General features: G+C 54.1%; 13 protein-coding genes. All 13 read left to right on the forward strand.

The features are described 5' to 3' along the window. Positions 1-17 precede the first annotated feature (17 nt). Positions 18-923: a 5-deoxy-glucuronate isomerase gene (iolB, locus tag KRAC_RS30540; protein WP_007914016.1), complete on the forward strand. Its 906-nt coding sequence runs from the start codon at positions 18-20 to the stop codon at positions 921-923. A gap of 14 nt (positions 924-937) precedes the next feature. Continuing rightward, positions 938-1,966 (forward strand): 5-dehydro-2-deoxygluconokinase, encoded by a 1,029-nt coding sequence (gene iolC / locus KRAC_RS30545; RefSeq protein WP_007914017.1) that lies wholly within the window; start codon positions 938-940, stop codon positions 1,964-1,966. 19 nt (positions 1,967-1,985) lie between these two features. Beyond that, the gene (gene iolD / locus KRAC_RS30550; protein ID WP_007914018.1) at positions 1,986-3,866 is read left to right on the forward strand and encodes a 3D-(3,5/4)-trihydroxycyclohexane-1,2-dione acylhydrolase (decyclizing); all 1,881 of its coding nucleotides are present in this window, start codon (positions 1,986-1,988) and stop codon (positions 3,864-3,866) included. A 131-nt stretch (positions 3,867-3,997) separates the two neighbouring features. Continuing rightward, positions 3,998-5,476: a CoA-acylating methylmalonate-semialdehyde dehydrogenase gene (locus KRAC_RS30555; RefSeq protein WP_007914019.1), complete on the forward strand. Its 1,479-nt coding sequence runs from the start codon at positions 3,998-4,000 to the stop codon at positions 5,474-5,476. A gap of 27 nt (positions 5,477-5,503) precedes the next feature. After that, positions 5,504-6,427 carry a TIM barrel protein gene (locus tag KRAC_RS30560; protein WP_007914021.1) on the forward strand — a complete coding sequence of 308 codons (924 nt, stop codon included), beginning with the start codon at positions 5,504-5,506 and terminating at the stop codon, positions 6,425-6,427. A gap of 18 nt (positions 6,428-6,445) precedes the next feature. Then, positions 6,446-7,465: an inositol 2-dehydrogenase gene (gene iolG, locus KRAC_RS30565; RefSeq protein WP_007914023.1), complete on the forward strand. Its 1,020-nt coding sequence runs from the start codon at positions 6,446-6,448 to the stop codon at positions 7,463-7,465. A gap of 12 nt (positions 7,466-7,477) precedes the next feature. Beyond that, positions 7,478-8,626, forward strand: a complete 1,149-nt coding sequence (locus tag KRAC_RS30570; protein WP_007914025.1) for a tagatose 1,6-diphosphate aldolase — start codon at positions 7,478-7,480, stop codon at positions 8,624-8,626. Positions 8,627-9,092: 466 nt separating this feature from the next. Further along, positions 9,093-10,211 carry a mandelate racemase/muconate lactonizing enzyme family protein gene (locus KRAC_RS30575; RefSeq protein WP_007914028.1) on the forward strand — a complete coding sequence of 373 codons (1,119 nt, stop codon included), beginning with the start codon at positions 9,093-9,095 and terminating at the stop codon, positions 10,209-10,211. Positions 10,212-10,229: 18 nt separating this feature from the next. Continuing rightward, positions 10,230-11,345 carry an ABC transporter ATP-binding protein gene (locus tag KRAC_RS30580; RefSeq protein WP_007914029.1) on the forward strand — a complete coding sequence of 372 codons (1,116 nt, stop codon included), beginning with the start codon at positions 10,230-10,232 and terminating at the stop codon, positions 11,343-11,345. Then, entirely contained in the window at positions 11,342-11,998 is a 657-nt protein-coding gene (locus KRAC_RS30585) for an ABC transporter permease (RefSeq protein WP_007914030.1), read from the forward strand. The genes KRAC_RS30580 and KRAC_RS30585 overlap by 4 nt, the downstream gene beginning before the upstream one ends. Further along, positions 11,989-12,606: an ABC transporter permease gene (locus tag KRAC_RS30590; protein ID WP_007914031.1), complete on the forward strand. Its 618-nt coding sequence runs from the start codon at positions 11,989-11,991 to the stop codon at positions 12,604-12,606. Before KRAC_RS30585 ends, KRAC_RS30590 begins: the two co-directional genes overlap by 10 nt. Positions 12,607-12,675: 69 nt before the next feature. Continuing rightward, a complete protein-coding gene (locus tag KRAC_RS30595) occupies positions 12,676-13,569 on the forward strand; it encodes a glycine betaine ABC transporter substrate-binding protein (RefSeq protein WP_211221352.1) in 894 nt (297 codons plus the stop codon). A 484-nt stretch (positions 13,570-14,053) separates the two neighbouring features. Further along, positions 14,054-14,212 (forward strand): hypothetical protein, encoded by a 159-nt coding sequence (locus KRAC_RS71835; RefSeq protein WP_157507356.1) that lies wholly within the window; start codon positions 14,054-14,056, stop codon positions 14,210-14,212. Positions 14,213-14,225 lie beyond the last annotated feature (13 nt).

Raw genomic sequence — 14,225 nt, forward strand, 5'->3', positions numbered from 1 at the left:
GAGAAAGGAAGTAATGTATGCGGCAATATGATGCAAGTAACCTGGTCGTTCATCCCGGTAATGCCCATGCTGCCAATGTTATCGTCGAGGTAACAGCGGAGATGGCGGGTTGGGATTACCTCCATTTTCAGGCGCATCACCTGTCTGTGCGGGACACATGGACGTTTGCCACAGGTGAGCGTGAACTGGCATTGGTAGTCCTGGGAGGTCGTATTCAGGTTGAATCGAATCGCGGTCAATGGTCCCATATTGGGGAACGCGAGAGTGTTTTTACAGGTCTACCACACGCGCTCTACCTGCCGCGCCAGACAACACTGAATGTTCGAGCCGAAACGGAGTGCGAATATGCCGTTATTTCTGCTCCTGCAGACCAGGATTACACACCACGCCTGATCACGCCACACGATATCGCTACCGAGATTCGGGGCGGTGATAATGCCACGCGGCAGATTAACAATATCATCCCGCCCGGCTTCTCCTGCCAGCGGCTCGTCGTGGTAGAGGTGTATACGCCCGGCGGTAACTGGTCGAGTTATCCTCCGCATAAGCACGATATCCATAAGACGGACATATACGGTCAAGTTGTGGAGGCTGATCTCGAAGAGGTGTATTTTTATAAACTGAGCCGCCCTGAAGGGTATGCCTATCAACGTATCTATACCGATCCTGAGTCGCCCTTGCACCGGGCTGGCTTTCCCATCGATACCCTCTTGATGGCGCGTGATAATGACGCAGTGCTGGTGCCAGAAGGGTACCATCCCGTTGCGAGCCCGCCCGGCTACACGACGTACTACCTCAATGCCCTGGCTGGTAGCGCCCAATCTCTGGCGAATAGCGAAGATCCGCGCTACGTATGGGTCAAGGAAAACTACAAAGGGCTTGACGAACGTATACCGCTCTACGAGATCAAGCATAGGCTATAGTGCAGGAGAAAGGCATGAATACGGGCAAGAAATACGATGTCGTGACAATGGGGCGCTCGTCGATTGACCTCTACTCGAATGATATCGGTGCCCCGTTTGTGGGTATTACGAGTTTCGCCGCTTACGTTGGCGGCTGTCCAACGAATATCAGCGTGGGCACGCGCCGCCTGGGATTGAACGTCGCATTGCTCACGGCGGTAGGAGAAGACCAGGTAGGCGACTTTATTCTACATTTTCTCATGCGCGAAGGGGTCGAGACGCGTTTCATTCCGCGTAAACCAGAGAGACGCTCTAGCGCGGTTGTACTGGGCATTGAGCCGCCGGACCGCTTTCCGCTGACCTACTATCGCGAAAATTGCGCCGATATCGCCTTGACTATCGATGATGTGCTGGCAACCCCCATCGCCGACAGCCGCGCGCTATTGATCAGTGGCACAGGCCTGAGCCAGGAGCCGAGCAGGAGCGCAACCTTGTTCGCGGCTGAGGTCGCACATCAGGCGGGAGTAACCGTGCTGTTGGATATCGACTTTCGCCCTGACCAGTGGCACGACCAGCGCGCCTTTGGAGTGACGCTGCGTTCGGTGCTACGCCTGGTGGATGTCGTTTTAGGCACTGAAGATGAAATCAACGCGGTCATGCTGACCGATGTGAGTCAGATACGGCTCACCCATTCTCAGATTTCGGATGCACGGGTGAGCGGTGATAGCCAGGCCGCTATCCAGGCCATGCTGGCGCTGGGGCCACAATGGGTCATCCAGAAACGGGGGGCTGAAAGTTCTCTCGTTCACTCTACCTCCAGTGATCGCCTCGCCGTGCCACTATCAGTGCCAGGTTTTCCGGTGGAGGTACAGAATATCCTGGGTGCGGGCGATGCCTTTGCCTCTGGTGTGCTGTATGGCCTGGTCAATGGGTGGGATTGGTATAAGACGGTGCGCCTGGCAAATGCCTGCGGAGCTATTCTGGTGACCCGGCATGGTTGCGCGAACTTTATGCCTACTTACGATGAGGTGATGGCTTTTATTCAGGACCACGGCGGATTCTAGTGCTCACGGGAAGGATGTTATGAGTAAGTTGACGACGATGACAATGGCCCAGGCTCTGATCGCCTTTCTCAAGAATCAGTACGTCAAGCGCGATGGTGTGGAAAGCCCCTTTTTCGCTGGATGCTTCGGCATTTTCGGCCATGGAAATGTCGGCGGTATCGGTCAGGCGTTGCAACAAATGCCCGATTTTCGTTACTACCAATCGCGTAACGAGCAGGCGATGGTACACGCCGCTGTGGCGTATGCCAAAACGAAGAATCGGCTGCAAGCGTTTACCTGCACGTCATCGATTGGCCCGGGCGCCACCAATATGCTCACGGGAGCGGCCACAGCCACGATCAATCGCTTGCCAGTGCTGCTCTTGCCCGGCGATATCTTCGCGCGCCGCAATGTCGCGCCCGTTCTCCAGCAACTCGAGTTTGAGCATTCACAGGACATATCAGTCAACGATTGCTTTAAGCCAGTGAGCCGTTACTGGGATCGCATCAGTCGCCCCGAGCAACTCCTGACGGCACTGCCCGAGGCCCTGCGCGTATTAACCAGCCCCATAGAGACCGGCGCGGTAACGCTGGCCCTCCCACAAGATGTGCAGACCGAGGCATATGCATACCCTTCGGAGTTCTTCGAGCGCCGCACATGGCACATAGCGCGCAATCGGCCAGATCGCCGCGCATTAGAGCAAGCCGCCGCCTGGATTCGCGCCAGTGAACGGCCTCTGATTATCGCTGGAGGAGGAGTGATTTACGCGGGGGCGACGGAACTGCTGGGCGATTTCGTCGAGAGTTCGGGAATTCCCGTCGGCGAAACGATGGCTGGCAAGGGCGCCCTGCGCCATGATCACCCGCTTAATCTTGGCGCGATAGGCGTTACCGGCACCTTCGCCGCCAACCGCCTTGCGCGTGAAGCTGACCTGGTGATTGGCATCGGCACGCGCTACAGCGACTTTACTACTGCCTCGAAGACGGCTTTCCAGCATCCCAATGTACGCTTTATCAATATCAATTGCGCGGAATTCGATGCCTTCAAGCACCGGGCTTGCCCCCTGGTTGGGGATGCGCAAGCGACGCTAGAAGAGCTTCAGGCACTTCTGGGAGGCTATTCGGTTGCGGATGACTATCGGGAGCAGGCCGAGCGACTTCATAGTGCCTGGGATCGTGAAGTTAAGCGGATTTATGAACTGCGTAATGAGCCGTTACCATCTCAAGGTGAACTTATTGGTGCAGTCAACGAACTGAGTTTACCTGACGCTATTATGGTCTGCGCCGCGGGTAGTCTACCCGGCGACCTGCATAAGCTCTGGCGAACGCGTCATCCCAAGAATTACCATCTCGAATATGGGTATAGCTGTATGGGCTACGAGATCGCAGGTGGCCTCGGCATTAAGATGGCCGCGCCCGAGCGCGATGTGTACGTGATGGTAGGGGATGGTTCATATCTCATGATGAACAGTGAGATTGTTACCTCCATTCAGGAAAACTATAAATTGATCATTGTGTTACTGGATAATCATGGTTTCAAGAGTATTGGTAGCCTCAGCCGGTCATTGGGCCAGGAAGGCTTCGGTACACGCTATGCCTATCCGGAGAATGGTGTCTTGCCCGGAGACGCGCAGGACACAGAGGTTCGTACTCTGCCTGTTGATCTGGCAACGAATGCGCGTAGCCTTGGAGCACATGTCATTGAGTGCAAAAGTCACGCGGATTTTGTCGCCGCGCTTGAAGCCGCCAAAGCAGTTGAGCGTACAACAGTTATCTACGTGCAGAATGATCGCTATCAAGAAGTCCCAGGCTACGAAAGTTGGTGGGATGTACCAGTTGCGGAAGTCAGTACAAAGCCGCAAGTAGAAGTAGCCCGCGCCCAGTGGGAGGAAAAGCGCCAACAGGAGCGCTACTTCCTATGACATCACGAACTGGCCGAGTTCGCGCGCACCGACGCCAGCGCTGGCGAAAAACTAGCCGAGGCCGCGCAAGAATTTGAGGCGGGGCTTGAAACCCTACATCATCAGCACCCTACTCGGGATGGAGGACAAGTATGACACAGTATCGGCAACTCATGAACTATATTGGTGGCCAGTGGACACACTCGCGAGCCGCTGAATATCTCCCAGTACGCAATCCTGCAACAGATGAGGTCCTGGCACATGTGCCCCTTTCACCTGCTAGCGAGGTAGATACAGCCGTACAGGCTGCCCAGGCCGCTTTTGACGGCTGGCGACGCACGCCGCCAACCGAACGTATCCAATACCTCTTTAAGCTCAAGCGGCTTCTGGAAGAGCATTCCGAAGAGATTGCTCACCTGACCACGCAGGAGTGTGGTAAAACGCTGGCGGAAGCTCAGGGTGAACTCTTGCGCGGCATTGAGAATGTTGAGGTCGCGACAGGTATTCCCTCTTTGATGATGGGCTATAACCTTGAGGATATCGCCTCTGGCATCGATGAACATATGTTTCGCCAGCCAGTCGGGGTAGTCGCCGCCATAACGCCTTTCAATTTTCCCGGCATGATCCCGCTCTGGTTCCTACCCTATGCTATCGCCTGCGGTAACTGCTTTATCCTCAAACCATCGGAGAAAGTGCCGCTGACGATGGCGCGCGTCTTCGAACTGATTGACCAACTTGGCCTGCCGACGGGGGTCGTGAGCCTGGTCAATGGCGGCAAAGAGGCCGTTGACGCGCTTCTCGATCATTCGTTGGTACGTGCTATTTCGTTTGTGGGTTCCTCGCCTGTGGCAAAGTATGTCTATAGCCGGGCGGCAGCCAATGGAAAACGCGCTCAATGCCAGGGAGGCGCGAAGAACACCGTTATTGTGCTTCCCGATGCCGATATGGAGATGACGACACGTATCGTTGCCGACTCATCGTTTGGCTGTGCCGGGCAACGTTGCCTGGCTACCTCGGTCGCGATTACGGTAGGCGAAGCTCGCAGAGAGTTTCGCGAGCGCCTGGTTGACGCGGCAGCGCAACGCAAAGTAGGATCTGGCCTGGACTCAGAGATTGAGATGGGACCAGTCATTACGCCTGAGAGCAAGCAACGTATCGAGTCGCTTATCGCGAAGGGCGCTGGGGAGGGCGCGGAACTGCTTGTCGATGGGCGCAATGCACAGGTCAAAGGCTATGAGCGCGGGTATTTCGTGCGCCCGACACTACTTGATAATCTCGCGCCGCAAAGTGAGCTTGCGCGTACCGAGATATTTGGGCCAGTCCTCAGCCTGATACATGTTCAGGATATCGATGCCGCCATCGAGCTGATCAATGCCTCTCCGTTTGGAAACATGGCCTGCCTGTTTACGAGTAGCGGCGCCGCGGCCCGTAAGTTCCGCTATGAGGCGCGTGTGGGCAATATCGGTATCAATGTGGGCGTAGCGGCCCCAATGGCTTTCTTCCCCTTCACGGGTTGGAAGGATAGCTTTTTCGGCGATATGCACGCTCAGGGGCGCGATGCCATTGAGTTCTATACCGAGAAGAAGGTCGTGGTTGAGCGCTGGCCTCGCGAGTGGTCACGCAAGTTCTAGAGTTCTAGAAACGTGAGAGGGACGAAGATGCGTATTGCTAACGCCCCCTGTTCGTGGGGAGCACTCGAATTTGACGATGTGAAGGGCCAAGGTATCACCTACGGGCGAATGCTTGATGAACTGTGTGATACAGGCTACGTTGGGACCGAACTTGGCGATTGGGGCTTTATGCCCACTGTTCCCGCACAATTGCAATTAGAGTTGAAGCAACGCAACCTGAGTATGGTGGGTGCGTTCGTACCGGTGGCGCTGAAAGATGCGAGTATGCATGCCGTTGGGGAAGCCGAGGCGCTCAAGGTTGCCCGCCTGCTGTCCGCCGTGGCTGAGGAGAGCGATCAGTCGCCCTTCCTTATTCTCGCTGATGCCAATGGAACAGAGCCGGAGCGTACTCGCAATGCTGGGCATGTCACGAACGAGATGGGGCTGAGCGCGGCACAATGGACCACCTTCGCCCGTGGAGCTGAACGCATTGCGCGCAGGGTACGGGAGGAGACTGGCCTGCCAACGGCCTTCCACCATCATTGTGCTGGCTACGTCGAGACACCGCAGGAGATTGAGCGCTTGTTGGATATGACTGATCCCGAACTCTTAGGGTTAGTATTTGATACCGGGCATTACCTCTATGGTTCAGGGGACATCGATGGTCAGAGGGTATTAGAAGGGCTTGAGCGCTTTGGGAAGCGTATTCAGCACATCCACTTTAAAGATTGTCATCCTCTGGTTGCCCGGCAAGCACGTTCCGAAGCTTGGGATTATTTCACGGCAGTGCGCAATGGGGTGTTTTGCGAACTGGGGCAGGGCAGCGTCCCGTTTGAGGTGGTGCGCGACTGGCTACACGGACGCGGCTATGATGGCTGGATTGTCGTCGAGCAGGACGTTCTGCCTGGTATGGGTAGTCCTAAAGAGAGTGCTCAGCGCAATCGAGCCTATCTGAAGGCAATCGGGCTGTAATAGAAGAAGAGGAGCCTTATGTCAGTAGACATCTTGAGAGTCGGTCTGATCGGCGCCGGGCGTATCGGTTTATTACATGCTCAACATTTGGCCGGGCATATTCCAGCGGCCAGCCTGCTCATGGTTGCCGACGTGAACGAGGAGGCCGCCAGGGAATGCGCCCAGCGCTTTGCGATACCCTATGCCACACAGAATTACCAGGCGATACTGGAAAATCCAGATATTCAAGCCGTAGTGATCTGCTCACCAACGGATACGCACGCTCGTGTGATTCAAGAGGCGGCGCAGGCTGGCAAACATATTTTTTGTGAGAAGCCTATCGCCCTTGATCTTCCCTCAATAGATCAGGCTGTCGCGGTGGTAGCGTCTGCCGGAGTGAAATTCCAGATTGGCTTTAATCGACGCTTTGACGCGAACTATCGTCGGGTGCGCCAGGCCCTGGAGCGTCTGGAAATCGGTCGCCCTCAGATCCTCAACATTACCAGCCGCGATCCAGGGCCGCCCCCATTGGCCTATATTCTTGTCTCAGGTGGTCTCTTTCTTGACATGATGATCCACGATTTTGACATGGCTCGCTTCCTGATTGATAGCGAGGTTGAGGAAGTTTTCACCATGGCGGGTGTCATGCATGATCCTGCGCTTGGAGAGGTTGGCGATGTGGATACGGCAGTGGTCATGTTGCGTTTTGCGAATGGTGCTATTGCCACAATTAATAATAGCCGCTACGCTTCCTACGGCTATGACCAGCGTGTAGAGTTGCTGGGAAGTAGTGGTGCAATTAGTATTGATAATAAGTATGCCAATACGGCCATTATCAGCGATGGGCAGAGCATTCGGCGCGACCTTCCGTTACATTTCTTCCTCGAACGCTATAACGAGAGTTTCTTGTTGGAGATGACGGCCTTTGTAGATTCTGTATTGCACGATAGGCCTGTGCCTGTCAACGAGCAAGATGGGCGCGCCCCGGTGGTCCTGGCTCTGGCAGCACGCCGCTCGCTGGATGAACGACGACCCATTTCTATTGATGAAATGAGATAGGGGGGATGCGCAATGACATTGAGAATAAGCAAAGGTAAATTTGAGGGACTCAACGCCTGCGCTAATGAGTACGGCTGTATTGCCGCGCTGGCAGTTGACCACCGCCAGAATCTCTTGCAAGCCATTGCGACAGCGCGCGGAGCGGAGGCAACGGCACATGATATGCAAGCCTTCAAAGGAGCGGTAGCCAAGGTTTTATCCCCATATGCCAGCGCTCTCCTCTTAGATCCAGAGTATAGCCTGATGCATGATCCTCAGACGAAGCGAGAGCAAGACTCGCAAGCCCAGCAGCCGCTCGTTCCCCCCAGCCGACAGCCGCAGAAAGGGTATAACAGCGAAAAAAAGAATGCATCAAGTGTTTTTGCACTGGGAATGAGCGCACACATTGTGTCTGATAAGGCTATCATGCTGGCCTATGAAAAGTCGAGCTACGATAACGGTACAGGAGATCGGCTGCCTGATCTCCTGCCAGAGTGGAGCGTGCGTCGTCTCGCCGAGGCCGGAGCCAGGGCTATCAAAATTCTCCTCTACTACAACCCATTCGACAAAGAGCGGGTCAATGTCATCAAGCAGGCCTATGTTGAGCGCATCGGTGCCGAATGCATCGCGCTAGATATACCCTTTTTTCTTGAGCCGCTAGTATACGATAACGCAATAGGGGACGAGAAGGGGCTGGAGTTCGCGAAGAAGAAGCCCCTCTATGTTGCGCGTACCATGGAGGAGTTTTCACAGCCTCGCTATGGTGTGGACGTGCTCAAGGTCGAATTGCCAATTAACCCTCTCTTTGTGGCGCAAACGCGCGCCTTTGCTGGTGGTCAGGCAGCCTACACACGCCAGGAAGCGTTAATGCACTTACGGAAGACCGCCGATGCAACGAAACTGCCATTCATCTACTTGAGCGCGGGTATCAATAACGAGGTGTTCTGCGAAATGCTGGAATTGGCCGCCGAAGCAGGGGCGAAGTTTGCGGGTGTGCTGTGTGGGCGAGCTACCTGGCAGCAGGGTATTCAGGTGTATGCGCGAGAAGGTGTGAAAGCGTTGGAGTACTGGTTAGCGGAGCATGGCGCTCAAAATATCCAGGCGCTTAATAGGGTGCTGACCACCCATGCTAGCGCCTGGTGGGACACGTATGGTGGGAAAGGCAACATCGAGATCACATAGCTTAGTGTTACGTGGACCGAAAAAACAGACCAACACGGCAACACACTTCTCTTCTGGAGACACCCAGGTCAGCTTACCCATCGGGTTTGATACACCAGTGACTCTCGACCTTTGCCCACCGATCTCGCTCCTATTGTAGCCCATTTTCATTCACTTCTCTGTCCCCAGAGGTCATCGCGCTTCCTTCTTTGCAACTATAAGGATGTGCATTGACCAATCATGCGCTGCTCATCCAACGCAATCACTGTCAACTTGGATGCTTTTATAGTTTAATCACCTATTTATGTTGGCTAAATATAAGTGGCGGCCCCCCTGGATTATGCGCCTCTCGCTGCGCAGCGCTCTGTATAGCCATTGACAGCAGCGTGATATGTATTTATACTGTTATTGAACAGATTAGATAAAAACTCATCTATAAGTTCTTCTAGAAGAAGAACTCATCTATTTAAAATTCCAGAGGATAAAGATGACAATTTGTATCACGGATATTCATGTCCGCCACTTTGCACTTCCCCTGGAACCACCCTTTCGAGCCTCTTGGGATCATCAAGTACGGACACGCTTCTCAGCGACACTGGTCGAGGTACATACCGACGCCGGCATTGTGGGTTATGGATCGGGTGACTCGATGTATGGCTTTGAGCAGTTTAAGCACCTGTTTGTTGGACAGGATGTTAGCCAGACCGAACGACATAGTGACGTTCTCGCCACGCTTGCGTTTCACTATGCTCGCTACTGGCCGCTGGAGATTGCCATCTGGGATGTCCTGGGCAAGGCCGCAAACCTTCCGTTGTTTCGCCTTTGGGGTGGGCATTCTCATCGTGTTCCCGCTTATTGCTCAACGGGCGAGTTGCACGATCCTGTCCAGCGAAAGGAAGAGGTGCTCAGGTTTCGGGAACAGGGGTTCCGCGCGGTAAAGATTCGTATGCGACACGAGGAGGTTCGGCGTGACCTGGCTGTTGTAGCCGCTGTTCGTGAGGAGGTGGGAGAGACAATGGAGATCATGGTTGATGCCAATCAGGGTTGGCGTATGCCCGGCGATACGCGCCGACCGTGGGATGTCAAGCGAGCGTTACAGGTGGCGCGCGAGTTGGAGCACTATGGGGTCTACTGGCTAGAGGAGCCACTTGAACACGCGAATTTCGCGGGCCTGGCCGAGCTACGGCGTGCGACCTCGCTGCGCATCGCCGTTGGCGAGTTGAATCGCAGCCCTGCGGATTTCCGCGAGTTTGTATCTCAGGGCAGTGCCGATGTCTTACAACCCGACATTGTCGTCTGCGGCGGTTTTAGCCTCGGGTTAAAGGTTGCGCATCTCTGCGAGCAGCATGGGCTGCGTTTCTGCCCGCATACGTGGGGGAACGGCCTTGGGCTCATGGCGAACCTGCATTTAGCGGCCGCGACGGGAATCTGTCCCTTCCTTGAGTATCCTTTTGACCCCCCTGGCTGGACCCCTGAGCGTAGAGATTTCATTCTGGCGGACCCGGTTCTTGTATCGAAGGATGGTGATCTGGTACTTTCGGAGCAGCCAGGGCTAGGTGTTACGCTACGTGAGGATCTTGAACAATTTGAGGTTCAGTATCCTTAGATAGTCCCAAGGAGGAGGATGTTTACTGTGGGAGTAAAGTTTGAGAACGTTACGAAGATGTACCAGAATGGTCGGCCAGCTGTGCAGGGACTCTCGCTTGAAGTGCAGAGTGGAGAGTTGTTGGTACTGATTGGCCCTTCAGGTTGTGGTAAGACGACGACACTCCGCATGATCAATCGTCTAGAAGAACCGACAAGCGGAACTATTTATGTCGATGGGCACGATGTGCGCAGCTATAATCCTATTCAGTTGCGGCGGGGCATTGGGTACACCATCCAACAAACTGGCCTGTTACCACATATGACGGTTGAGCAGAATATCGAGCTTGTGCCTCGGCTGCTCAGGTGGGATAAGAAGCGGCGCCAGGAGCGGGTCCGCGAGTTGCTGGAGTTGGTGGGCATGGATTATAGGGCCTTTGCTCATCGTTACCCTCGCCAGCTCTCTGGCGGTCAGCAGCAGCGCGTGGGCGTCTTGCGCGCCCTTGCGACCGATCCTCCGGTTATCCTGATGGACGAACCATTTGGCGCGCTTGACCCCATCAGTCGCGAGGTGCTCCAAACCGAACTCAAACGATTGCAGGCTAAATTGCATAAAACAATTATCTTTGTCACCCACGATATCGATGAAGCTATGCGCCTGGGCGACCGCGTCGCTATCTTGCGCGATGGTCAGCTACTCCAGGTAGGCACGCCTACAGAGCTACTTCACGCACCGCAAGATGAGTTCGTTGCCAAATTCCTGGGGCGCTTCCTCTCCCTTCCTCAATCGCCTGTAGACGAGGTGAGGCAACTGATACAAACAGGAGAGTCACGTATCCTTAAAGAGCTTCCATCTGGTGAGCGCGTTGTGCAAATGGGTAGCTTCCCCTGGTGTTTTTTGATCGATGACCAGGGCGTGCTTAAAGGAGCAACGTGCCAGGTACCAGAAGACCTGGAGCAGTGGAAGAGCATTATCTGGCAGGAGGCTGCCTCCATAAAGGAGACAGATACACCCGATATCGCCCTGAAGCGGTTGATCGAGGGGGAGGCCGAGGCATTGCCCGTGGTTGATGAAGAGCGGCACCTGGTGGGGATTATCTCGCATCGATCGGCCATTAAAGCGCTCTCAAGTGGCGTTGGGAGGGTTAGCGTATGAACCAGAGTGACTTTTGGAGCATGTATGGGAACCGCATCCTGGAGGGTATCGGGCCTCATTTATTTCTGACAGGTGTCTCACTTGGACTTGGTATCCTGTTCGCTGTCCCGCTGGGGATACTCCTGACGCGCTTTCCGCGCTGGTCAGGGCCGGTTATCGCCGTGGTATCAGTCCTCCAGACGATTCCGAGCCTGGCATTCTTCGCGCTTGCCCTGCCGTACCTTGGCATTGGCATGCAACCGGCCCTGGTTGTACTCTTCCTCTACTCACTGTTACCCATCTTGCGTAACACCTATGTTGGGGTGCATGCAGTTGATGCCACGCTCATCGACGCGGCGCGGGGACAGGGCATGACCAACTGGGAGATCCTTTATCTAGTCGAGTTGCCCCTGGCCGCGCCCATCATTGTCACAGGTATTCGCCTCGCGGCGGTATACCTGGTGAGTTGGGCCACGCTCGCGTCGCTCATCGGTGCGGGCGGACTGGGCGACCTGATTTTCGCAGGTCTCGATAGCTACGATGCTAACTTGCTGATGGCCGGGGCCATTCCGACTGCGATGTTGGCATTGCTGATTGGGTTTGTGTTCGGGCTTGTCCGTCGTCTGGTAACACCACGTGGTATCAGGAAGGAGGTACGGGTGAGATGGATTTAAGCTTGCCATATATGGCTCAACTAACATTTCAACATCTCTATCTATCGTTTCTCGGCACGCTAGCTGGTGGCCTGGTTGGTTTCTTACTGGCGACCTGGGTGCGACGACGGCCACGCTGCGCGAGCGTATTCATAGGCCTGGCCGAGGTTATTCAGACCATCCCCGGTATCGCGCTGCTGGCCTTTCTGCTGCTCGCGTTTGGTCTAGGGGACACGACTTTAATTGTAGGATTGGCGCTCTACTCAATTTTGCCTGTGCTTCAGAACACCTATGAGGGTCTGGTAGGGGTCGACCCGGTCTATCTGGATATTGGTAAAGGCATGGGTATGACGCCTGGCGAGATCTTTCGACAGATTGAGTTGCCCCTGGCGTTTCCTGTTATCCTGGCTGGATTGCGGGTCGCGCTTGTTACCGCGATTGGTATTGCGACTATAGGTGTATTCATTGGCTCGGGAGGGCTGGGGGTCGTGATCTATCGTGGATTGCAGACCATCGATATGCCTGCCATTGTAACGGGCGCTATTCCAGCTGCCTTGCTCGCGGTCCTGCTAGAGGTGGGATTGTCACTAGTGGAGCGCAGGTTGTCAAAGACCACATCGCAGCGGTAGCATATCATTTATCAGCATACTAATTACCAAAGGAATAGGAGTGGTATGAAAAAGATATCTTTGTCGTGCATGATACTCGTTGTGTTCAGTGTCCTGCTGAGCGCTTGTGGCTTTGGGCCTGGAAGCGCTATTAGCGGCCCCAAGGATAGCGGAACCATTGTTGTCGGCTCCAAAAACTTTTCCGAGAATATCATAGTTGGCGATATGGAGTACTATCTCTTGAAGGCAAAGCTCAAAGGGGTAAATGTTGAGAACAAGGCCAATCTTGGCTCGACCGCGGTACTCTGGAATGCTCTGCAAAGCGGACAGCTCGACACATACGTCGATTATACCGGTACCGGTCTGGTAGATATCTTGAAGATGCCAGTCACGCACAACCCTGATGAAGCATATCAGACCGTGAAGAAGGAGTATCCAACGCGCTACCACATCGATTGGTTGAACCCCATGGGCTTCAACGATACCTACGCGGTCGCTGTCCCGAAGACTATAGCTGAGAAGTACCACTTGAAGAAGATCTCCGACCTGGCCCCTATCGCATCGCAGCTTGTCTTTGGTGGTGAACCGGATTATTTCACGCGACCGGATGCCTACCCTGGCCTCTCGAATACGTATGGACTGCACTTTCAATCATTGAAGCAGATTGATGTCGGTCTGAAATACCAGGCAGCGGCAAATAACCAGGTTCAAGTGCTCGATGTCTACTCGACGGATGGAAATTTGCTTAGATATGGCATGACTGTCCTTGAGGATGATAAGCATTTCTTCCCGCCGTACTACGCGGCCCCCATCGTGCGTGAGAGTACGCTAAAGGCGCATCCAGAGATCTCCTCTATCCTCAACTCGCTACAGAACACACTTACCGACTCAAGCATGCTGCAGTTAAACTACCAGGTAGATGTGCAACATAAGTCTCCCGACGACGTTGCGCAGCAATTCCTCAAGTCAAAGGGCCTGCTCTAGCACAAATGGTTTGTACTCAGCCCTTTCCTTAGCGCGGGGAGTTCTCAGATCTCGACCAACACGCTTTGCGCGAAGATTGCGTAACATCTTCTGATATTACTTCTCATGCCCGCTGTGTTTGTTATCTGGAAAGCAGTGTGGAGGTTCGTGTATGCCGCAAGACACACACGAACCTCCACACTGCTTTTCTCTATAGAATACACCATCCACTTCTGCGTCTCTTCCTGTTGTGCTATTGCCAGAGCCGAAACGTTCTCTTGCCATATTCCCGCACCAATCAACGTGAATGTAGCAGCATACCACCGCTGTGATCAGCGAGGTTGCGTAAGATTCATATCTTCGCCAGCTTTGACTCATGACACATAAAAGCACATTTCGACGAAGTTATGGTATTAATGACAAGTTATGCAGAAATCAGCATTATTAACAACTCATTTTCACAAGACATTCATGTTTTTGAAACGATAAAATAAGCCTACAAGCGGTGTATTCAGATCCAGACCTATTAGATGAGCTTAGTGAGATTATGGGCGATATCGCCCTGACCGTCTCCAGTGTTATGCGTGGCATTGTGGGTCTGGGATCGCTTCTAGAGACCTCAGAGATGGTTGTAAAGGAGGGCTACTTAAAGGGTAATTTGTAGTGCTTTCCATGTT

The organism is Ktedonobacter racemifer DSM 44963 (genome assembly GCF_000178855.1).
Lineage (GTDB): Bacteria > Chloroflexota > Ktedonobacteria > Ktedonobacterales > Ktedonobacteraceae > Ktedonobacter > Ktedonobacter racemifer.

Coding starts and splice junctions, on each gene's coding strand:
- KRAC_RS30590 (WP_007914031.1), top strand. CDS start 11,989: ATGGATTTAAGCTTGCCATATATGGCTCAACTAACATTTCAACATCTC.
- KRAC_RS30575 (WP_007914028.1), top strand. CDS start 9,093: ATGACAATTTGTATCACGGATATTCATGTCCGCCACTTTGCACTTCCC.
- KRAC_RS30555 (WP_007914019.1), top strand. CDS start 3,998: ATGACACAGTATCGGCAACTCATGAACTATATTGGTGGCCAGTGGACA.
- iolG (WP_007914023.1), top strand. CDS start 6,446: ATGTCAGTAGACATCTTGAGAGTCGGTCTGATCGGCGCCGGGCGTATC.
- KRAC_RS30560 (WP_007914021.1), top strand. CDS start 5,504: ATGCGTATTGCTAACGCCCCCTGTTCGTGGGGAGCACTCGAATTTGAC.
- iolC (WP_007914017.1), top strand. CDS start 938: ATGAATACGGGCAAGAAATACGATGTCGTGACAATGGGGCGCTCGTCG.
- KRAC_RS30585 (WP_007914030.1), top strand. CDS start 11,342: ATGAACCAGAGTGACTTTTGGAGCATGTATGGGAACCGCATCCTGGAG.
- iolD (WP_007914018.1), top strand. CDS start 1,986: ATGAGTAAGTTGACGACGATGACAATGGCCCAGGCTCTGATCGCCTTT.
- iolB (WP_007914016.1), top strand. CDS start 18: ATGCGGCAATATGATGCAAGTAACCTGGTCGTTCATCCCGGTAATGCC.
- KRAC_RS30580 (WP_007914029.1), top strand. CDS start 10,230: ATGTTTACTGTGGGAGTAAAGTTTGAGAACGTTACGAAGATGTACCAG.
- KRAC_RS30595 (WP_211221352.1), top strand. CDS start 12,676: ATGATACTCGTTGTGTTCAGTGTCCTGCTGAGCGCTTGTGGCTTTGGG.
- KRAC_RS30570 (WP_007914025.1), top strand. CDS start 7,478: ATGACATTGAGAATAAGCAAAGGTAAATTTGAGGGACTCAACGCCTGC.